Origin of the sequence: Acinetobacter sp. YH01024 (assembly GCF_013420195.1) — a bacterium.
GTDB classification, from domain to species: Bacteria; Pseudomonadota; Gammaproteobacteria; order Pseudomonadales; family Moraxellaceae; genus Acinetobacter; species Acinetobacter amyesii.
Genome location: NZ_VOYQ01000019.1, coordinates 1 through 19,663 on the forward strand (window position 1 = coordinate 1; position 19,663 = coordinate 19,663).

A 19,663-nucleotide genomic window follows, 5' to 3' on the forward strand; every position below is an offset into this window, starting at 1 on the left:
TGCCGTTGCATCTTCTAAGGTCAACTTATATAGCGTTAATGCACCATCACTTTGGCCTTGAAATGCTTCTGTAATGATCCCGGTAATACGAAAAAGTTGACCCGCATCGGTTACCTGATCGATTGCGACTTGTGTACCAATAAATTGTTTGAGTTCTAAGGTGGCAGAAGTTGAGAGACAGATGAGCTGAACATTCAAACCTTCACTTAAGGCATGTTCCCCATCAATACGTTGCAAGAATACTTGTTCATTCAGCGTGGTATTGGAAAATTGAATATGCAAAGCACGTTTTTGTGGACTAATGCCCAATTTTTCAATTGCAGAATATATATTGTTCAGCATCGTTATTATCTAAAATCAGATTTTTATAAAATATGCGGGGTATTTAATCAAAAAAACTCATATTTTTCTAGGCATAATTTGCCTGCTTTTTTGGGTTTTATGTAAGTAAAAATTCAAATTTCCACATCAATTCTTTATGTTATTTTTACTCTATTTATTTCTGTATTAAAATAAATGTAGAGACCATCAAACTAAACTTCAGGTCTCTTCATACCACCTTACTGCTTTGCATCACGATTAATTGGCATTTAAAAATGCGTGAATATTCTCCAATTGTTCTTGTGCTTCAACATAGCCTTGCAAAGCCGCTTTTTCCAAATATTGCTGTGCAATTTTAAGATCACGCTCTACGCCCATGCCATGAATATAGAAATAACCCAATCGCGTTAATGCCGCAGCATTCATCCCTTGAGCCGCTTGTACATAATAGCTATGCGCTTGGGATAAATCTTGCTGTACACCCAAACCATGTTCTGACATTTCACCGAGCTGGTACAAGGCAGTCGCATTTCCCAATGCTGCCGCTTGCGAGAAATATTGCAATGCTTGTTGGAAGTCTTGTGTTCCCCATTGTCCTTTTAAATTAACCACACCCAGTTGCGTGAGTGCATCAGAATGACCTAATTTTGCCGCTTTCAACAATGCCCGCTGTGTTTGAGCATCATCAAATTGTAGATCAGGCAAGATATTGTCCACGGCTAAACGGTAGAGATACCAAGCAGCATCCTGCGAACCTTGTTCTGCGGCTTTTTCCAGATAACTCAGACACTGATCACGATGTGCTAAAGGATATTCTGGCAATGCATAAAACCGTCCAATCACATAGTTTTGATCCGCGACACACGTAATGGACATATCATTTAAGTGTCTTGCCGCTTCAACTAAAAGTTGCTGCGCTTGCTTGATATTTCGCTCAACACCGACGCCGTGTAGACAGCATAGGGCCAAACCGACTTGGTTAATGAATAATGGTTTGAATTGATACGCTGTTTGATATAACTCAAATGCTTTTTGCGGATCATCACTAACCAAATACTTTTCAAAATACAGTGCGGCAATAAGACTAATCGCTTCAGCATCTTTAAGTTGAGCAGCTTCGGTCAGAAAGCGAAAACCTAAAGTTTCCTGCTTCTCCAAATACCAACCATGAAAATGTGCAATGCCTAATAATCGGCTGGCTGCCGCAACTTTGTGCTCTTTGGCCTGCTGCAAAAGGTCATGATAAACCCGCTGACGCTGATCGACGTCGATTTTACCCATCAATACTGCTTGATAATATTCATACAACTGCTGCTGGTGCCCGAGTAGCAATCCTCGCTTTAAATATTGCAATGACTTTTCATCATTTTGCGCAAGATACTTTCCTTGAGCATAGAACTGCTGCAATTGCTGAATAGCCGCCATATGGTCTTGTTGGGCGGCTTTCAGTAAATATTCCAATCCCAGAGCAATATTTGGCGTGGCTTGTTTTAAATAGAACTGTGCCAATTGATACTGTGAATTGGCATGTCCATTGTCCGCATTTTTTTGCAACAAATCTAAATGTTGCTGCTCGGCATGTGTCTGATCTTCTGGGTTTAGTTCGGCGAGTCGATATTGTGCATCCAAATGACCGCGTGAAATCGCATGTCGATACCAGTATTGCGCTTTTTCAATATTGGGCACACCGCCATAGATACCTTCTTCAACTTGCCCCAACACATATGCAGCATCATCGCTACCTAAACTATTGGCTTTTTCCAATAAAGCCAGCGCATTTTCCACACTGACTTCTCGGCCTAAGCCTTGTAAATGCATCTGCCCCATAGCGACATAGGCCTGCGGAATTTCATGCTGTTTGGCTAAATTTTGATACAACTCATAGGCACGCGCATAGTCGGTTGGTGCATCAAGCATTAAGCGTTCTGCGAATTTCAGCTGCGCATCTAATTGGTCTATCCACAAGTCATGCCCAACCGCTTTAGCCTGATCGCGTTTCACTGGATCGGGTCTTTTCCACATCCAAAACGCAAGTGCTCCCATCCCCAAAATTAGTATCAGTAAAAACCACATACTCGCCCCAAAAAAATCAATATTTTAATTATTCCAACATTGTGTCTGATTTTAATTCTATATACAAAAAAAGCACCGAATTCGGTGCTTTATTTTTTTCAAAATGAGATAGCTGTCATGCTTTTGCTCGTTTTGCATCAAGTTTTTTGAGCACCTCTGACACAGCCACCATCGCAAAGCTGGACGTCACGACTACTGCTGAACCATATCCACCACAACGTAAGCCTGCACTTGGACAAACATCAGCACTGGAAAATGGATTATCAATTGAATAAACACAGGTGATGCCAAACTTTTCTTTCGGCTTTTTACAAATGCCTTTGCCACGTAATTGTGTCCGCAATTTAGCTAACATCGGGTCTTGCTCTGTTCTTGATAAATCTGCGACTCGGATTTTCAGCGGATCAAGTTTACCCCCTGCTCCACCCGAAACGATCAACGGAATTTTATTAAAACGGCAATGTAGCATTAAGGCAAATTTTGCCTTCACATCATCAATGCAATCTAAAATTAGGTCAGGAGCACCTGCCAAAATTTCTTTGACATTTTCGGGTGTGAGATAATCATCAATCAAATTTATTTTGATTCGGGGATTAATCGCACGGCAGCGCTCTGCCATCACTTCAATTTTTTCATGTCCCAGTGTCGTGCTCATGGCAGGCAATTGTCGATTAATATTCGATGCAGCAACTACATCCATATCGACCAAGGTCAGCTCACCAATACCAGTACGCGCTAAAGCTTCTACCGCCCATGAGCCTACACCACCGATCCCGATCACCATGACATGACTTTTTTCATAATGATGAAAACTTTCATCACTATATATTTTGGCTACGCCAGCAAAACGGCGGTCATATTCATCATCTTGGAGCAGTTCAGTCATAGGTTTGGAGGCAGAGTTAAATCAGCCGCCATTTTAGCAAATTCACTGCTTTTTTTCTTTGATAAAACGCAATTCAGCAGACAGCGCAACAGAGCGGCATTCGCATCAGGTCTAAATCCATCAAAATAAACATTTACAGCGAACGGAGATCTGCTTTAAAAATATAACCATAGATCAAAAGCTCAAGTGTGTATTGCCATGGACATCCATCCTCTGCCAAATAATTTAAAATCACCGATGACAAAAATGAAATGGATTTAGACACCGTGCATCGCTTTTTAAGCCATACCTATTGGTCAAAAGACATTCCGAAACATGTGGTGAAAAAAGCGATTGAAAACTCTTTGGCCGTGGCCTTACTTCTCGATGATGAACTCATCGGTTTTGGTCGTGCCATTACGGATTATGCAACTTTTGCTTATTTAGCCGATATTTATGTCGCCGATGAGCATCGAGGCAAAGGCTATTCAAAATTGATTGTGAGTACTTTATTTGAAAAATGTGGCTCCGCAGATCTAAGACGCATGTTACTTGCAACGGCGGATGCACATGGTCTATACCGCCAATTTGGCTTCACTGATTTGGCTCAACCTGCAAGTTTTCTCGAGATTCATCAAGCCAACGTCTATCAACGATAGAGAAAATATCTCGGATAAAAAAAAGAGGCTTTCGCCTCTTTTTCTATCTTACAACCTTAGTCTTTATTCATAATAAAGAAATATTCACGGTAGTATTTGAGTTCTGCAATGGAGTCACGGATATCATCCATCGCTAAATGTGAGGCATTCTTTTTCAAGCCACCCATGATCTCTGGGCGCCAGCGTTTCGCCAATTCTTTCACTGATGATACATCGAGATTACGGTAGTGGAAGTATTGTTCCATTTCAGGCATTAAACGATGCAAGAAACGACGATCTTGGCAAATTGAGTTACCGCACATCGGTGATGATTTTGGATTTACCCATTTTTTCAAAAATTCTAAAGTTTGCTGTTCAGCATCTTGTGCTGTCAATTTACTACGACGTACACGTTCGATCAGACCTGATTGACCATGTTGGCGAGTGTTCCATTCATCCATCGCATTGAGCACACGGTCAGACTGATGTACCGCAAGCACAGGCCCTTCCGCCAGAATATTTAAATTATCATCCGTCACAATTGTTGCAACTTCAATAATCTGGTCGTTATCTGTATCTAGACCTGTCATTTCAAGGTCAATCCAAATCAGGCGTGTATCAGGTGTGCTGCTCATAAATGTGCAATCTTATTAGGCTGTAAAAATGAACATAGTAGCAAATTTATTGGGCTTGCGCTGTAAATAGACCCTGCTTTCATGCTATTTTTGCCATCTAGTTTTCATGGTTTTTTAGGATATGAATGGCTTTAATTCGTAAGCGCCGACTGACTGAACAGCAGCAACGTCGCATTCAGAAGCAACATAAATCTCGTCAGGAAGAAATCGATACTTCTGCAGATTTGGAAGGCTTGGTCGTCCAACATTATGGTCGTCAACTTGAAGTTCAAGCGCTGTCTACACCCGACCAACATCCTGAAAAACCTATTGTGCAAGCTGGTGAACCTGAACCACATTGGAAACCCATCGAATTAGGCAGTGTTTGGCGCTGCCATACCCGTACCAATCTCGAATTATTGGTGACGGGTGACCGTGTCAAATGGCAAGCTGACCCGATCACAGGTTTGGGGATTATTACCGCGATTCATCCACGCCAATCTTTACTGACACGCCCTGACCGTTATCACAAAGTGAAACCTGTCGCAGCCAATGTCAGCCTGATTGTGATTGTATTTGCACCGCTTCCTGAGCCAGCGCCAGGCCTGATAGATCGCTATTTGGTGGCCTGTGCAGATGCCGATATTCCAGCATTATTGGTCTTAAATAAATCCGATTTGCTTAAAGACAATGACCCGATCTTAACGCTATTACAAGAATATCGTGACTTGGGCTACGAGGTCATGCAAACCCAATCTGATGGTGACTTAAGCGCACTTTCTGCTCGACTTTCAGGTGAAACTGTCGCATTTGTAGGTCAGTCTGGGGTTGGTAAAAGTACTTTAATTAATGCCATTGTTCCGGATGCTGCGCAAAAAACCAATATTATTTCGGAAAACTCCGCGCTCGGTCAGCACACTACCACGTCTACGCGCTTAATTGCGTTTGGTGAAGGTTCTGCATTGATTGATTCACCTGGAATTCGTGAATTTGGTTTATGGCACTTAGAACTGGAAAAAGTTCAGCAAGGTTTCCCTGAGATCGAGTCACATTTGGGTTATTGTCAGTTCCGTAACTGTACGCATAAACATGAAAAGCAATGTGCGCTTAGAATGGCGGCTCAAAATGGCGAAATTTTGCCGCGCCGATTAGACAGTTATTTACGTCTGATCGACGAAATCACGGAAGCGCAGCAAAAAAATTAATTTTTATTCTGTTCATGCCCTTGAAGGGGTGATTTTGATCACCATATTTATGGGCTATACTCTTGGCAATTTAAAATTGTAGTTAGGTGAATTGTGGAACGTTGGTTCGAATTTATGGGGAATCACCCCTTCTTATTTGGAACGCTGGCTGTATTGGTCGTGCTGTTCTTTATTCTTGAAGGCCAGCGTAATGGTCGCAAAATTTCACCTCAATCTTTAGGGATTTTAGTTAAAGCTAAAAATGCTCAATTGATTGACTTACGTGATGCGAAAGACTTCCGCGAAGGTCATATTAGCGGTAGCCGTAATATTCCCTATAGCCAAATTACAAAACACATTGAAGAGTTAAAAACTTCTGATCGTCCGTTGGTTTTTGTATGTAACCTTGGTCAAGTGGCAGGTTCTGCATTGCAACAAGTCGGTCATGCTGATGCATACCGTCTAGATGGCGGCATTAGCAACTGGAAAGCTCAAGGCTTACCTTTAGTTAAAAGCAAATAAGCGCTTCTTAGGAGATTAACATGGCTGAAGTTACGATTTATTCAACAACTGTATGTCCTTACTGCATTCGTGCAAAACAGCTCCTAGAGCGTAAAGGCGTGGCTTATAAAGAAATTAATTTATCAAATGAAGCGCCTGAAGTACGTGTTGAATTGATGCAACGCACCAACCACCGTACCGTTCCTCAAATTTTTATTAATGATCAGTTTATTGGCGGTTTTGACCAACTTTATGCTTTAGAGCGTGAAGGCAAACTCGACGGCATGCTATCTTAATTTTAAACATAAATCGTCACCTCATATTAAGGAATAAACAATGAGTGAAGAACAACAAGCTCAACCACAATTGGCATTAGAGCGTATTTATACTAAAGATATTTCTTTCGAAGTACCTGGGGCTCAAGTATTTACTAAAGAATGGCAGCCTGAACTAAATATCAACCTTTCTTCTTCTGCAGAAAAAGTTGATCCAACACACTTCGAAGTTTCACTCAAAGTTGTCGTTCAAGCAAACAATGCGGGTGACACTGCATTTATCGTTGACGTTACTCAAGCAGGTATCTTCCTGATCGATAGCGTTGAAGAAGAACGTCTTCCGTACATTCTTGGTGCTTACTGCCCAAATATCTTGTTCCCATTCCTACGTGAAGCAGTGAACGATATGGTGACTAAAGGCAGCTTCCCACAATTATTGCTTACACCAATTAACTTCGATGCTGAATTCGAAGCGAATTTGCAACGTGCGCAAACTGCTGCTGAAGGCCAAGCTTAATCGCTTATCTTTAAATCTAAAAAAGACCGCTTTTAGCGGTCTTTTTTATTACCTTTTAGCTTCCCCCTTTACTAAAAGGGGGAATGAGGGGGATTTACTTCTACTTAACAAAATCCCTCCCCCCCTCCCTTTTAAAAAGGGAGGAGCAAATTACTCAGCATCTGCCATTAGATCAGCGCTCATACCTACAGTATTAAAGCCTGCATCAACATACAGAATTTCACCTGTAATACCATTTGCCCAAGGCGAGCAAAGGAACAATGCTGCATTACCGACATCTTCAATGGTGACATTGCGTTTAAGTGGTGCGACTTTTTCATTTAGGTCTAACATTTTACGGAAAGATTTAATCCCTGAAGCCGCTAAGGTACGAATCGGACCTGCTGAAATCGCATTGACACGAATACCTTCAGCACCAAGACTTGTTGCCAAATAACGTACGCCTGCTTCTAGTGACGCTTTTGCCATACCCATAACGTTATAGTTTGGCATTACGCGTTCAGAACCTTGGTAAGTCAGCGTCAATAAGCAACCTTGACGTGCAGCCAATAAAGGTTTTGCCGCACGAGCCATCGCAATAAAGCTATATGCGCTGATGTCGTGAGCAATTTTAAAACCTTCACGGTCGGTAATATCAGTGAAATCGCCATCTAAAGTATGTGCCGGTGCAAAACCAATTGAATGCACAACACCGTCTAGACCATCCCAATGTTTAGCAAGTTCAGCAAAAGCGGTATCAATTTCAGCGTCCACTGCGACATCACATGGGAAAACTAAAGTTGAACCAAATTGTTCAGCAAAATCATCTACACGTTTTTTTAATTTTTCGTTTGGATAAGTAAAAGCCAGTTCTGCACCTTCGCGATGTAAAGCTTGCGCAATACCAAATGCGATTGATAACTTACTTGCAATACCCGCGATTAAAAAGCGTTTGCCAGCCAATAGTCCTTGTGCCATGTGAAACTCACTCAAAATAATTTAACAGCATAATGCCAAGTCTAAAGCATTTTAGAAATTGCATAATGCGCCTTTTTTTAGAAAACCATCATTGTATAAACAATGTGGAGAAAACCTGATTCAATCAAGCAGCGTCAATATTTATTGGCCGCTTAAGCGTCCAAATGCAATGCTTGTAATGAATTTCTCCATAAGATCTGTGCAATCTCAGATTCAGTACGGTTTAAGCTCTGAGCCAAACCCAGCAATACATAGGGCAAATTGACCGGCGTATTACGAGTACGCCCTTCCGTCGAATGCTGACAACATAAGGGTGTCATATCGGGACAGTCGGTTTCTAAGACCAAATGTGCCGCCCCTAAAGTCTGAACCACTTGATGTAATTTTTTTGCATTGGGATTGGTGATTTGCCCCGTTACACCAATTTTAAAACCTAGCTTGGTAAATGCCTTCGCTTCTTCAACACCACCACTAAATGCATGTGCGATACCACCGAGCTTAAATTGATGCTTTTTCAACATCGAAAGCACCTCCGCATGGGATTTGCGAATATGCAGCAAAATGGGTTTATCAAACTGCTGTGCTAATTCAAGTTGTGCGGAAAAATACTGCTGCTGCTTTTGAAAAAGTTCGGGCTGTTTATGCTGTTTCAAAAAGGTATCTAAACCTATTTCACCGATAGCGACACAATCATGCTGCTTTAGCAGCTGTTCCACATCGAACAAATGTTCTGTACGATGTTGCTCAATATAAAACGGATGTAAGCCGGGGGCTAAATAGCTTTTGGGAGCATTGGATAAACGATCTAAAAACTCTTGGGTTTGCAGCAAATCGTGAAAACGTGACTGCACAAAACCAATCAATACCAAAGCATCGACACCCACCTGTTTGGCAGCATGCGCCAACTGTTCCCGATCAACGTCAAAATCAGGAACATCAAAATGCGTATGCGTATCAAACAGTGAGTAAGTCATTGAACTAATTAATTTACTTTTACGGCTGAGGCTTCAGCAGCTTCAACTACTGGTAGATATTGCTTTTTCAAGATACTTTGCAATTGATCATACGGAATGGTCAAACGTGGTAAACCCGCCACATATGGCCCAATTTCATATTCGGCATATTGCAAAATTAGACCTTGCTGACTTAGATAAAAGTTTTCAGACAGTTTAAATTTCCAAATCTGTTCATATTCTTGAACATTGTCCGCCAACTTGGCATCTTTCACCCAAGTTTTAAAGACTTCATAGCCCAGCTTTTCAAGTTTAGTACGTTGATTGGGCAGCAATATGTCATTGAGCTGTACCAATTTTTGAGTGCTTAAATCGAAGTTATAATATTGCTGTGCAGAAGAACCATGCGCCCCACCTAAATATGAGCTGGTATTTAAAACCACTGTTGCCAAGGGTTTTTCAGCATTCAATATTTTAGGTTTAATCATCAAACTGATTTGCTGATTGGCGCTTAAAGATTTCAACTCTTTATCTAAATTTAAAAATGCTTGCATATAAGGCTGCGTGGCTTTTTCCAATTTTAATTTGGGCGTTTCAACCTTTGCCAAAGCAGATTTTGCTTCAGACGCTGCAGGTACTTCACTTGCAGCGGGAGCGTCTTTGCTCAGCGTTTTATCTTCTAAAGGCGAAACAGACAGGATCTCTCCCAACTGTTTTAAGATTTTCGCATCAATAAATTCATCAATAAAGGCTTGATTACTGTTTAAGCGTTCAACTGAAATTTCAGGACAGACCCCGCCATCACATTCAGGTAAATTCAGTTGTAATTTTTCCGCATCACCAATCAGTTTTGCACTCAAATCTGGCTGTTCAGTTTTGGCTTGATCCGGCTTTTTTTCAGGTTCAGCTTGTTGTGGCTGACACGCCGTGAATGCAACAGAAACTGCCAATATTGAGCTTGCCCAAATTTTATTTTTTTGCACCATTGCTTCAACCTTTCATTTCGAATAATTGATATTTATCTCGGTAAATATCTCATCAAATTAAATACTTTCGTTGTTTAGAACATATGCTGATAAACGTCAGCTTTCAATACTTGTTGTGTTTGCGCTTTGCTGAGATAAATATCCAGTTGTGTACTATCTTTGACAATTTCATCTGTACGGTAATGCAAACCGACACCTTCTTGATCAAAGAACCAATCTGCTTGGCCCCAATAGAGTTTTTTCGGTGCCGATTTTTTGACATCTACCTCTTGTTCATCTAACCATTTGCTATAGGCTTGCTGCACAATAGCATCCATATTTTGCTGTTGCTTTGCATCAATAATATCTAAAGGTTTAAGATTCTTTTTCGCACGGCGGTCTGCCACAAAAAAATAATAACGCTCTTTGACCGTGATATTTTCCTGTTTGGTATCGACACCGATTTGCAGCAACACATATTGATTCCGTTGATATGGAACTCGTGTGTACATCGCCAATTCATAGGCTTTATTGGTTTTAAACTCTGCTTGCCAAGCATCTGATTTTTTCACATACGCATCGACAGCTTGTTGGAGATTCATATTTTGCTTTAATGCAATCTGATCTTGTACGACGCTGGCCTGATTCTTTTCAATCCAGCCATTCAACCATGTATCCACGGTTTGAATGGTTTGTATCTCTAAATCAATACAACTTTTATTTTCACAAAACGGTTTGGCAATTTTTGCGGCTTGCTCTTGGATATTTAAATAGGGCAAAACATCTGGATTGATTACGGTCGCTTCAGAAGCGCCATCATCGGCCGGCTTTGTCGCTTTATTTTCTTTTCCTGAATCGCATGCACTGAGCAGCAAAACACTCCCCAAAAGTACAAAAACTGTAGCATCCTTGAATATTTTCATGATGTCCTAAACGACCAAATGATTGCGTAATGTATGGATTTAAAAACTCTACCACAAAATAAAACAGCTTCACGAAGAAGCTGTTTTATTTCTGTAAAAGAATAACTTAGTGTTCACGTGTATTACGGAACACGATATCCGGATAACGTTCTTGCATTAACTGTAAATTCACACGACTTGGTGCAAGATAAGTTAAATGACCACCGCCATCGACAGACAATTGGTCGTGTGCTTTTTTCTTAAATTCGTTGAATTTTTTCTCGTCATCACACGATACCCAACGTACGGTATTGATGCTTACAGGCTCGTAAATACAATCAACTTTGTATTCTTCTTTCAGACGATAAGCCACGACTTCAAACTGAAGTACACCCACAGCACCCACGATTAAGTCATTACTGTTTTGTGGCATAAAGACCTGAGTTGCACCTTCTTCTGAAAGTTCTTTTAAGCCTTTTTGTAGCTGTTTTGACTTCAATGGATCTTTTAAACGCACGCGACGGAACATTTCAGGTGCGAAGTGAGGAATACCGGTAAAGTGTAAATCTTCACCTGAAGTGAAGGTATCACCGATCTGAATCGTACCATGGTTATGCAAACCGATAATGTCACCCGGCCATGCTTCTTCAAGATGTTGACGGTCACCGGCAAGGAACGTCAAAGCATCACTAATACGTACATCTTTACCTAGACGCACATGTTTCATTTTCAAGCCTTTTTCATACTTACCTGAACAGATACGCATGAATGCAATACGGTCACGGTGTTTTGGATCCATATTGGCTTGAATTTTAAAGACGAAACCTGTGAAGCCTTCTTCAGTCGCTTCAACTTTGCGGTCTTGCGTCGGATGTGCTTTAGGTTCAGGCGCATATTGACTAAATGCATCCAAAACATGGTCTACACCAAAGTTACCGAGTGCCGTACCAAACAGGACTGGCGTTTGACGGCCTGCCAAAAATTCATCACGGTCTAAAGGTTCATTGGCCATTTGAACCAATTCCAATGATTCTTCAAATGCTGCCCAAGCGAGATCGCCGACTTTTTCACGCAAATCTGCATAGTCATAGCCATCACGGACTTCAATATCCGTAATGGTTGAACCGAAACCTGCCTTATAAACGTAGAATTTTTCTTCGAGTAGGTTAAATACACCGGCAAAGTCACGACCTGTACCCAGTGGCCAAGTAATCGGAACACATTTAATTTTTAATACGTTTTCGATTTCATCAAGCAGTTCTAATGGCTCACGAATTTCACGGTCCATTTTGTTGACGAATGAAATAATCGGCGTGTCGCGCATACGACACACTTCCATCAACTTGATCGTACGATCTTCGACACCTTTTGCACCATCAATCACCATAAGTGCAGAGTCAACGGCAGTTAATGTACGGTAGGTATCTTCAGAAAAGTCTTCATGCCCTGGGGTGTCGAGCAAGTTAATCATCTTGTCTTTAAACGGGAACTGCATAACCGAAGTGGTGATCGAAATCCCACGTTCTTTTTCCATTTCCATCCAGTCAGACGTTGCCGCACGATCAGATTTACGGCTTTTTACCATACCTGCAACCTGAATCGCCTGTCCCCATAACAACAGTTTTTCTGTCATTGTGGTTTTACCGGCATCGGGGTGGGAAATAATAGCGAAAGTACGTCGCTGAGCGACCTGTGTCGCTAATTCTTCTTTAAAACTCATGAAAGACACCTACTGCAAAACTCGCAGTGCAAAAGATCAGATCTGATCAATATGGAAAATTGGCGATATTGTATCAGATTGACCATTAAAAATAATCAACCACATCGGGTTGAGTCAAAATCTTAGCGTGGCGTGTCTTGATGTTTTACATTGGATGACGACCTGTTTTTATCGACGATATAAAGCATTTCTCTGTCTTTTTTTCTCACTCATTGGCAATGCGATCAGACTACGAGGACTTTATTCAACTTTCATTTTCATGCGTTCTTCAAGCTGTGCCACTGGCATCGGCATTCCTAACAAATAGCCCTGCAACTGTTGGCAACCTAAACGTTTTAAAATTTCTGCTTGTTGTTCTGTCTCTACACCTTCTGCAGTGACCGTTAAACCCAGTCGAATTGCCAAGTGAATAATACTTTCTAAAATAATTTCTTCTTTAGAACCGACGCTCAAATTACGGATAAACTCACGGTCAATTTTCAGCTCATCTACAGGCAGTTCTTTTAAATACAAGAAACTTGAATGTCCCGTCCCAAAGTCATCAATCGCAACTTTAATTCCCATCTTTCTCAAATGTTCAAAAGTCAAGATACTGGCATCGATATGATGCATCGCTGTTGACTCGGTAATTTCAATAATTAAATGTGACGGGTTGATTTCATACCGTGCAAAAAGCGACTCTAAAGTACTAAATAAGTGTTTATGTTCAAACTGAATCGCTGATAAATTGACCGCAATAGGATACAACGGCATATTCAGCTTTTCCCAGTGCTGAATTTGCTTACAGGCTTCTTCAAGCGCCCAATAGCCCATGGCAATAATCAGTCCAGTTTTTTCTGCACCATTGATAAACTTATTTGGCGTCAACATACCTAGAGTTGGATGATTCCAACGAATTAAGGCCTCTACTCCACAAATTTCACGATCAGCGGCATTAAATTTTGGCTGATAAAATAAGATAAACTGTTGTTCTTCTACCGCTTTATACAAATCATTGATCAGTTTCGTCTGACTTTTTTCTTCAAATTGGTCGGCGGTATAATTAAAAAATGAATAGGTATTACGCCCTTGATACTTTGAACTCAGCATTGCGGTGTCTGCATTGATCAGTAGGTCTTGTAAGTTCGCACCATGTTCAGGGTACATCGCAATACCAATACTGCCTGAAATGTTAATTTCCTTACCTGCAATCAAAAAGCTTTCTTGCATCAATTCCAATATTTTTTCAGACATTGCTGTGGCAGAATCATTGCTTGCCGACTCAAGTACAATCAGAAACTCATCCCCACCGATTCGTAGCAATTTGGCTTTATCATTAATTAAACGGTGAATACGCGTAGCAATTTGAATCAGTAGTTGATCACCCACATGGTGTCCAAACACATCATTGACCGCTTTAAAACGGTCGATATCAATATAAATAAAAGCAATTTTATCTTGTCTTAAGCGATGCTCTGTAAATAGAAAATGTGCATATTCAGCCAAAAATAGTCGATTAGGTAAACGGGTCAAATTATCCTGTACAGCTTGATTGGCTAGTTCTCGATTTGCGCGCATCAACTGCAAACTGCGATGTTCTAAACGTTGCTCAAGTACTGCAACGCTAAAGGCCGCCATCAACAATAAACTGGTGACAAATAAGACAATAAATAGCAATAAATTATGGTTAATTTGAGCCGCAACCAATACATCCATCGAGTTTAGCGGTACAAAATCAACAGCTGCCATACCAATATAATGCATAGCGACAATGCTAAAAGTCAGCATGACCGCAACAAAGGCATTCATGATGTTACGTTTTGGCGAGTATTTATTTTTAAACGTTAGCCAAAATGCCAAACACGAGCCACAGATCGCAACTAAAATTGAACAGATAACAATTAAAGGTTCGTATCGTTGCTCATAACCCTGAACGTCTAAACTCAGCATGCCGGTATAATGCATGCCGGAAATGCCAAGTCCCATTAACACGGAGCCTAAAATTAAACGCGGAAAAGGTAAGGTCGGACGAGTGGTCAGCCACACGGCAAAAGTGGACGCGACAAAGGCGATAAAATAGGAAGTTAGGGTCAGACTGGTATCAAAACTATAATTTGAAGGCAAATGGCTGGCCATCATGCCTACAAAATGCATGCACCAAATCGCAGCACCTAAAATTGCACCGCTGAATAATAATATGACATTTTCATATCTTGGTCGCGTTCCACGGAACAACATTTGTTCGAGTGAAACAGCTAAGTAACAACTTAATAGTGCAACTACGATTGAACCAACGACCAGATTGTAATCATAATGAATATGGGTCATATCAAGCGTTCCGCTTAGGTTATCGTGGCACTTTCTTTAACCGAATTACCCAATCTATCTCTTCCCTTTAACTTGTTACGTTTTCAATTACTTACTTATTTTCCCTTAGAATCTATTAGTCTACGATAATGGTCAAGTCTTTCTTTCAAGATTTTAAGCAACTGATTAATTTAAAAAAAGAAAGCTTGATGAAGTTCACTAAAACTTAAACTTTTGATAAAAAATGCATCAGGTAGTTTTTATTTTAGAACAGTTTCTAACCATAATAAAATGAATAAGTTAGAATCATTTATAGATTGCTTTCTAGATTTAAATCGAACACCGCCCTACTCACAAAAAAATAGCGAGCCGTAGCTCGCTATTTCTCAATGGATAAATTCATCTTTTCTGTCAAAAACTCAAGCAATCATCTCAATGTTATTTATGGATGAATTACTTACTTTTTGGCTGTTGTTGTATGCGTTTTGCCTTGTAATTTGGCATAGTCCATTAGCACGTTTGCTGCTTCCGTCACAAAGACTTCTTCTTCAGGCAGTGCTGGACGTTGGTTTGCCTTCATTTTTGCACGTGCCTCCACCAATGCATCCATAGACGCTTGGTAGCTTTCCCAGTTGGCATAAGGTTTTTGACCCACCACTTTACGACGCTGATTTTCAGCATCCAAAGACTTTTGCTCTAGTGCCAACAGCTCGGCTTTACGCTTCGCTAAGTCAAGCACCACACGCTTTTGCTCTTCTGTCTTTTTCGCAATCGCAGTACGTTGTTCTAAATATTTAAATTGCGGATCAATGCTGACACGTTGCTGAGATGACTTAATCAAATCGGGAACATAGGCTTGGATCGAGCCTTCACGTTTAAACGGTGCTGTAGGAATGGTATCCCACTGTAAAGCATTTTTCGCTTTACGTTCACCAAACTCTTCATTGTAAATATCAACCAGCTTAATATCCGGTACGACCCCTTTATTTTGGGTACTGCCGCCAGTCACGCGGTAAAATTTACGTTGCGTTAAGGTTGCTTGACCATAGGCTAAAGAGTCAAGTTGTACCTGCGCTGTTCCTTTACCCGTTGTGGTGCTACCAATCACCACACCACGCTCATAGTCTTGAATCGCAGCAGAATAAATTTCACTCGCAGAAGCCGAAGCCAAATTAATCAATACCGCCAATGGGCCTGCATAAGTTTGCGCGCCACCATCATCATCTTCAAACACGCTGACATTGCCATTACCATCACGGATTTGCACCACTGGACCTGATTTAATCACTTGTCCAAGCATACGTGCCACTTCTTCAAGTGAGCCGCCTGGGTTGTTACGCAAGTCAATGATGATGCCTTCAACATTTTGCGCATCTAATGTTTTTAAGGCTTTATTGGTATCTTCCGACACAGAACGGTAGTCTGTACCCGCACGACGTGCACGATAATTTAAATAAAACGATGGAATTTCAATCACACCAAACTTATGTTTTTTGCCATCACGTTCAATTTCAACGGTACGTGAACGCACGCCTGCATCTTCTTCTTGAATTACATCACGTACAATCGTGACATTTCGCGCTTGATTCATGGACGCACCAGCACCCAATAAACGTAAAGTCACTTTGGTGCCACGTTTACCACGAATCAGTCCGACAATTTCATTGCTCGGCCAGCCGATCACGTCCACCATTTTGTCGCCATCTTGAGCAACACCAACGATGCGATCGCCCGACTTGACTTGTCCTGATTTGCTGGCTGGACCACCTTCCACGATCGTTTCAATTTTGGTGTAGTCTTCGTTGCCACGTTCAGGACGAATCGACACCCCAATCCCCTCCAATTGCAGCGTGGTTTGACGGTTCAATTCCATCGCATCTACAGGCGGAAAATAGTTACTGTGCGGATCATACGTCAACATCATGGCATTCAGAGTTTTATCAAGCACATCATCGCTTTTTAAACGACTAATCCGCTCTAACTGACGCGTATAACGCTTGGTTAAAGTCTGTTCAGGTGTTAAATCTTCCGGACCAGTTAAATCTTGACCATTTGCCAGTGTTGGGTCATCTTTTAAGGCTTTCTGTTTGGCTTTCTCTTCTTCTTTGCTGATGGTTAAATTGATCAGCTGAGAGACCAACATTTTATTCCAATGCGCACGCTGTTCTTCTGTCGACTTAAAGAATGGCGCTTTTTCACGATCGGTTTCGATGTAGCTATTCGGTTGATTTAAATTTTGTGGCTTTTTCAGCTCTTCCAACATATAGGTGTAGAACTGTTTTAAGCGCTCACGATATTGCGCATGAATGGCATACGGCCCTGTTAAATTGCCCGCTTTGAGATTTGCGCCAAAAGTTGAGCCATAACGTTTTTTATAATTTTCAATGTCCGATGCCAAGAACAACGTATGTTCAGCGTCTAAACTATCAATATAAAAATCTAAAATACGGTTAGAGGTATTGGAATCTAAACGCTGATTTAAATAGTGTTGACGGTCTACCAATGTTGCAAGCTGACGTGAGACCAAGGCTTGTTCTTGAGTGGGTTGAATAGTACCCGCACTCACTGCTTCTGTATTATTGGCAGCAATTGCGTCATTCACCACATGAGTGAAAAAGAATCCACCTGTCGCAATCGCAACGGCACAAGCTAATGTTTGAAGTTTCATAAATAATTTGTACTTCCTTGGTATTAAGACCAATATTACCGTGTTGGTTTTCGACCTGAATTGAATAGATTCAAAATCTTAAACAACTTAATATGTTTATGTCGTGTAGTTTTATCATATTCTCTGCTGACAAAGTGTAGCAAATCATTGCAGAATTCAGGTATTGTTTTTCCTTAAAAATTCCAACACGGACACCGAATATGATTGGCGCATTAATGCTCGACATTGCTGGCACAGAACTCACCCAAGAAGATATTGAACTATTACAGGCACCACAAGTTGGCGGCATGATTTTATTTGGTCGTAACATTGAATCTCCTGAACAAGTTCGTGCCCTGACCGACCATATGCGTCAAATTCGTCCTGATATTTTAATTGCCGTCGATCAGGAAGGTGGTCGTGTACAACGCTTAAAACAAGGCTTCACACTCCTACCAGCTATGGGTAAGTTTGGAGAACTTTACTTAACTGAACCTGAAAAAGCTGTTGAACTGGCTGAACAATGTGGCTGGTTGATGGCAGCTGAAGTCCTTGCGGTCGGCATCGATTTTAGTTTTGCACCAGTGCTGGACCTAAATGATGTCAGTGATGTGATTGGTGACCGTGGTTTTGCCAAAAATATGCAAGACATCATTCCACTGGCAAGTGCTTTCTTAAAAGGTATGAAACGTGCGGGGATGGCATCTACAGGTAAGCATTTCCCAGGCCATGGCTCGGTGAAAGCAGATTCACATATCGCTGCTGCTATTGACCATCGTAGTTATGAAGAAATCTACCAAAAAGACATGCAAAGCTTTATTCAACTGCAACCACAGCTTGATGCCTTAATGCCTGCGCATGTGATTTATGAAAATATCGATCCTAATCCTGCTGGATTTTCACCGTATTGGATTCAGAAAGTCTTACGTCAAGAGCTCCAATTTGATGGCGTTTTATTCTCAGACGATTTAAGCATGCAAGCCGCTTGTGTCGCTGGCGGCGCAGATGCTCGTATCCAAGCAGCATTAAATGCAGGTTGTGATATGGGCCTTGTATGTAATAACCGTGAATCTGCATGCATTGCGCTTGATGGCATTCAAAACTTGGCCCTCCCAAATCAGGAACGCCTAGAACGTATGCGCGGAAAAATTCCACAAATTGAGATTGGGCAAAGCATTGAACTCGGGGCGGACTGGCAAAATGTGCGTAACCGTATCGTGGATTTTAAAAATCAATATTGCTAATCCACAACCTTTTAAAATCATAAAAAGGGGCACGACAAGGTGCTCCTTTTTGATTTATGATGAAGTCAAAATAAGTGCTTCGGCGCTATACAAAAATTGCCAATAAAAACAACATTAGGTCAGGACGACATGACACAAAGTTTATCGGAACATCGACACATTTCCTTTACTGCCCATTACACCGGCTATATTTGGTACAGCATGGGGATTTCGCATCCCGTTTTTGCCACACGTAAAGGCAAATTTTTAGCACGTTTAGTCCACCCCTTAGAAAGCTGGGCAGAAAAGAATGTGGGCAGCAGCATGCGTTCGACACTCAAACAGCGTCATGCCATGATCGATCAACATTTAGATCAACTCATTGCCCAACACCCTCAGCTACAAGTCCTTGAAATTGCTTGTGGCCTCTCCCCGCGCGGTTGGAATTTTCGCACCAAACATCCTGAAATTGACTATCGTGAACTCGACTTGCCAGATATGGCAAAAATCAAAACACAGGCACTCAAACAGATTGACCCGCATGCCCCTGAGGTCTTAACTGGTGACATTTTCACTCAAGATTTTGAACGTATTTTTCAGAGTTTTGACCCTGAACGTCCTTTGGTGGTGATTAGCGAAGGTCTGATTAATTATTTTGATCAAACGCTGCTGAATAAATTATTGCAAGGTATCACCGAATATGGCGCCTCGTTTCAGGAATTACATTATCTGACCGACATCTATCCAGAACCCGTGAAAAACCGTTTAGCACGTTTTATTTGGGCCAGTAGTAAATTACTTAAAGTCATGTCTCGCAGCGCTTTTACTTTTCATTTTCAATCCCCTGCTGAATTACAGCAGTTCTTCAGTCATACAGGATTTGAAGAAGTAGACGTCGTTCAGCCGGCCTTATACTTTCCACAACAGCAACATGAACAAGTGATTCCCTTCCACGATGCAGAGCAGCACTGTGGAGATTTAGTTTGGATGGTGCATGCCAAAACAAAAAAACAGCGCTAACG

Annotated in this window: 18 protein-coding genes; 7 read left to right on the forward strand and 11 right to left on the reverse strand. The window is 41.3% G+C overall.

Features of this window, described 5'->3' with window-relative positions; all coding sequences use genetic code 11:
- From FTT88_RS09430 to FTT88_RS09440, 3 genes are all read right to left on the reverse strand, one after another.
- Positions 1 to 342: contractile injection system protein, VgrG/Pvc8 family (locus FTT88_RS09430; RefSeq protein ID WP_257233031.1), on the reverse strand; the 342-nt coding region annotated here is incomplete at its 3' end.
- Between the two features lie 237 nt (positions 343 to 579).
- Positions 580 to 2,394, reverse strand: coding sequence for a tetratricopeptide repeat protein (locus FTT88_RS09435; protein WP_180004536.1), 1,815 nt, complete (start codon positions 2,392 to 2,394; stop codon positions 580 to 582).
- A gap of 115 nt (positions 2,395 to 2,509) precedes the next feature.
- Positions 2,510 to 3,280: a ThiF family adenylyltransferase gene (locus FTT88_RS09440; protein ID WP_180004537.1), complete on the reverse strand. Its 771-nt coding sequence runs from the start codon at positions 3,278 to 3,280 to the stop codon at positions 2,510 to 2,512.
- Between the two features lie 251 nt (positions 3,281 to 3,531).
- Here FTT88_RS09440 and FTT88_RS09445 point away from each other — a divergent pair, with 251 nt between their 5' ends.
- Positions 3,532 to 3,918, forward strand: coding sequence for a GNAT family N-acetyltransferase (locus FTT88_RS09445; RefSeq protein WP_180004538.1), 387 nt, complete (start codon positions 3,532 to 3,534; stop codon positions 3,916 to 3,918).
- Positions 3,919 to 3,974: 56 nt separating this feature from the next.
- Here FTT88_RS09445 and orn read toward each other — a convergent pair whose 3' ends face one another.
- A complete protein-coding gene (orn, locus tag FTT88_RS09450) occupies positions 3,975 to 4,532 on the reverse strand; it encodes an oligoribonuclease (protein WP_067763591.1) in 558 nt (185 codons plus the stop codon).
- A gap of 125 nt (positions 4,533 to 4,657) precedes the next feature.
- On the opposite strand from orn, the gene rsgA reads away from it, so the two are divergent.
- The 4 genes from rsgA (at position 4,658) to secB (ending at position 6,988) form a co-directional block, all read left to right on the forward strand.
- Complete coding sequence (rsgA, locus tag FTT88_RS09455) at positions 4,658 to 5,716, forward strand: ribosome small subunit-dependent GTPase A (protein ID WP_180004539.1); 1,059 nt, start codon at positions 4,658 to 4,660, stop codon at positions 5,714 to 5,716.
- A 93-nt stretch (positions 5,717 to 5,809) separates the two neighbouring features.
- Entirely contained in the window at positions 5,810 to 6,217 is a 408-nt protein-coding gene (locus FTT88_RS09460) for a rhodanese-like domain-containing protein (protein ID WP_078189639.1), read from the forward strand.
- A gap of 20 nt (positions 6,218 to 6,237) precedes the next feature.
- On the forward strand, positions 6,238 to 6,492 hold the full coding sequence (gene grxC, locus FTT88_RS09465; RefSeq protein WP_078189640.1) for a glutaredoxin 3: 255 nt from the start codon (positions 6,238 to 6,240) through the stop codon (positions 6,490 to 6,492).
- Positions 6,493 to 6,532: 40 nt separating this feature from the next.
- Complete coding sequence (gene secB / locus FTT88_RS09470; protein ID WP_078189641.1) at positions 6,533 to 6,988, forward strand: protein-export chaperone SecB; 456 nt, start codon at positions 6,533 to 6,535, stop codon at positions 6,986 to 6,988.
- Between the two features lie 150 nt (positions 6,989 to 7,138).
- On the opposite strand, the gene FTT88_RS09475 is transcribed toward secB, so the two are convergent.
- The 7 genes from FTT88_RS09475 to FTT88_RS09505 all read right to left on the reverse strand — a co-directional run bounded on the left by FTT88_RS09475 (position 7,139) and on the right by FTT88_RS09505 (position 17,439).
- The gene (locus FTT88_RS09475) at positions 7,139 to 7,945 is read right to left on the reverse strand and encodes an enoyl-ACP reductase (protein WP_078189642.1); all 807 of its coding nucleotides are present in this window, start codon (positions 7,943 to 7,945) and stop codon (positions 7,139 to 7,141) included.
- A 152-nt stretch (positions 7,946 to 8,097) separates the two neighbouring features.
- Positions 8,098 to 8,919, reverse strand: coding sequence for a TatD family hydrolase (locus tag FTT88_RS09480; protein ID WP_180004540.1), 822 nt, complete (start codon positions 8,917 to 8,919; stop codon positions 8,098 to 8,100).
- A gap of 8 nt (positions 8,920 to 8,927) precedes the next feature.
- Entirely contained in the window at positions 8,928 to 9,884 is a 957-nt protein-coding gene (locus tag FTT88_RS09485) for an RsiV family protein (RefSeq protein WP_180004541.1), read from the reverse strand.
- A gap of 74 nt (positions 9,885 to 9,958) precedes the next feature.
- Positions 9,959 to 10,786 carry a hypothetical protein gene (locus FTT88_RS09490; RefSeq protein ID WP_180004542.1) on the reverse strand — a complete coding sequence of 276 codons (828 nt, stop codon included), beginning with the start codon at positions 10,784 to 10,786 and terminating at the stop codon, positions 9,959 to 9,961.
- Between the two features lie 106 nt (positions 10,787 to 10,892).
- Positions 10,893 to 12,485 carry a peptide chain release factor 3 gene (locus tag FTT88_RS09495; protein ID WP_078189646.1) on the reverse strand — a complete coding sequence of 531 codons (1,593 nt, stop codon included), beginning with the start codon at positions 12,483 to 12,485 and terminating at the stop codon, positions 10,893 to 10,895.
- A gap of 240 nt (positions 12,486 to 12,725) precedes the next feature.
- On the reverse strand, positions 12,726 to 14,792 hold the full coding sequence (locus FTT88_RS09500; RefSeq protein WP_180004543.1) for an EAL domain-containing protein: 2,067 nt from the start codon (positions 14,790 to 14,792) through the stop codon (positions 12,726 to 12,728).
- A 436-nt stretch (positions 14,793 to 15,228) separates the two neighbouring features.
- Complete coding sequence (locus FTT88_RS09505; protein WP_180004544.1) at positions 15,229 to 17,439, reverse strand: carboxy terminal-processing peptidase; 2,211 nt, start codon at positions 17,437 to 17,439, stop codon at positions 15,229 to 15,231.
- Positions 17,440 to 17,639: 200 nt separating this feature from the next.
- Here FTT88_RS09505 and nagZ point away from each other — a divergent pair, with 200 nt between their 5' ends.
- Both nagZ and FTT88_RS09515 read left to right on the forward strand, forming a co-directional pair.
- Complete coding sequence (gene nagZ / locus FTT88_RS09510; protein WP_180004545.1) at positions 17,640 to 18,662, forward strand: beta-N-acetylhexosaminidase; 1,023 nt, start codon at positions 17,640 to 17,642, stop codon at positions 18,660 to 18,662.
- A 129-nt stretch (positions 18,663 to 18,791) separates the two neighbouring features.
- Positions 18,792 to 19,661 (forward strand): class I SAM-dependent methyltransferase, encoded by an 870-nt coding sequence (locus tag FTT88_RS09515; RefSeq protein WP_180004546.1) that lies wholly within the window; start codon positions 18,792 to 18,794, stop codon positions 19,659 to 19,661.
- Positions 19,662 to 19,663 lie beyond the last annotated feature (2 nt).

Coding starts and splice junctions, on each gene's coding strand:
- rsgA (WP_180004539.1), top strand. CDS start 4,658: ATGGCTTTAATTCGTAAGCGCCGACTGACTGAACAGCAGCAACGTCGC.
- secB (WP_078189641.1), top strand. CDS start 6,533: ATGAGTGAAGAACAACAAGCTCAACCACAATTGGCATTAGAGCGTATT.
- FTT88_RS09490 (WP_180004542.1), bottom strand. CDS start 10,786: ATGAAAATATTCAAGGATGCTACAGTTTTTGTACTTTTGGGGAGTGTT.
- FTT88_RS09475 (WP_078189642.1), bottom strand. CDS start 7,945: ATGGCACAAGGACTATTGGCTGGCAAACGCTTTTTAATCGCGGGTATT.
- FTT88_RS09505 (WP_180004544.1), bottom strand. CDS start 17,439: ATGAAACTTCAAACATTAGCTTGTGCCGTTGCGATTGCGACAGGTGGA.
- FTT88_RS09515 (WP_180004546.1), top strand. CDS start 18,792: ATGACACAAAGTTTATCGGAACATCGACACATTTCCTTTACTGCCCAT.
- FTT88_RS09480 (WP_180004540.1), bottom strand. CDS start 8,919: ATGACTTACTCACTGTTTGATACGCATACGCATTTTGATGTTCCTGAT.
- nagZ (WP_180004545.1), top strand. CDS start 17,640: ATGATTGGCGCATTAATGCTCGACATTGCTGGCACAGAACTCACCCAA.
- FTT88_RS09485 (WP_180004541.1), bottom strand. CDS start 9,884: ATGGTGCAAAAAAATAAAATTTGGGCAAGCTCAATATTGGCAGTTTCT.
- orn (WP_067763591.1), bottom strand. CDS start 4,532: ATGAGCAGCACACCTGATACACGCCTGATTTGGATTGACCTTGAAATG.
- FTT88_RS09435 (WP_180004536.1), bottom strand. CDS start 2,394: ATGTGGTTTTTACTGATACTAATTTTGGGGATGGGAGCACTTGCGTTT.
- FTT88_RS09495 (WP_078189646.1), bottom strand. CDS start 12,485: ATGAGTTTTAAAGAAGAATTAGCGACACAGGTCGCTCAGCGACGTACT.
- FTT88_RS09445 (WP_180004538.1), top strand. CDS start 3,532: ATGGATTTAGACACCGTGCATCGCTTTTTAAGCCATACCTATTGGTCA.
- FTT88_RS09500 (WP_180004543.1), bottom strand. CDS start 14,792: ATGACCCATATTCATTATGATTACAATCTGGTCGTTGGTTCAATCGTA.
- grxC (WP_078189640.1), top strand. CDS start 6,238: ATGGCTGAAGTTACGATTTATTCAACAACTGTATGTCCTTACTGCATT.
- FTT88_RS09440 (WP_180004537.1), bottom strand. CDS start 3,280: ATGACTGAACTGCTCCAAGATGATGAATATGACCGCCGTTTTGCTGGC.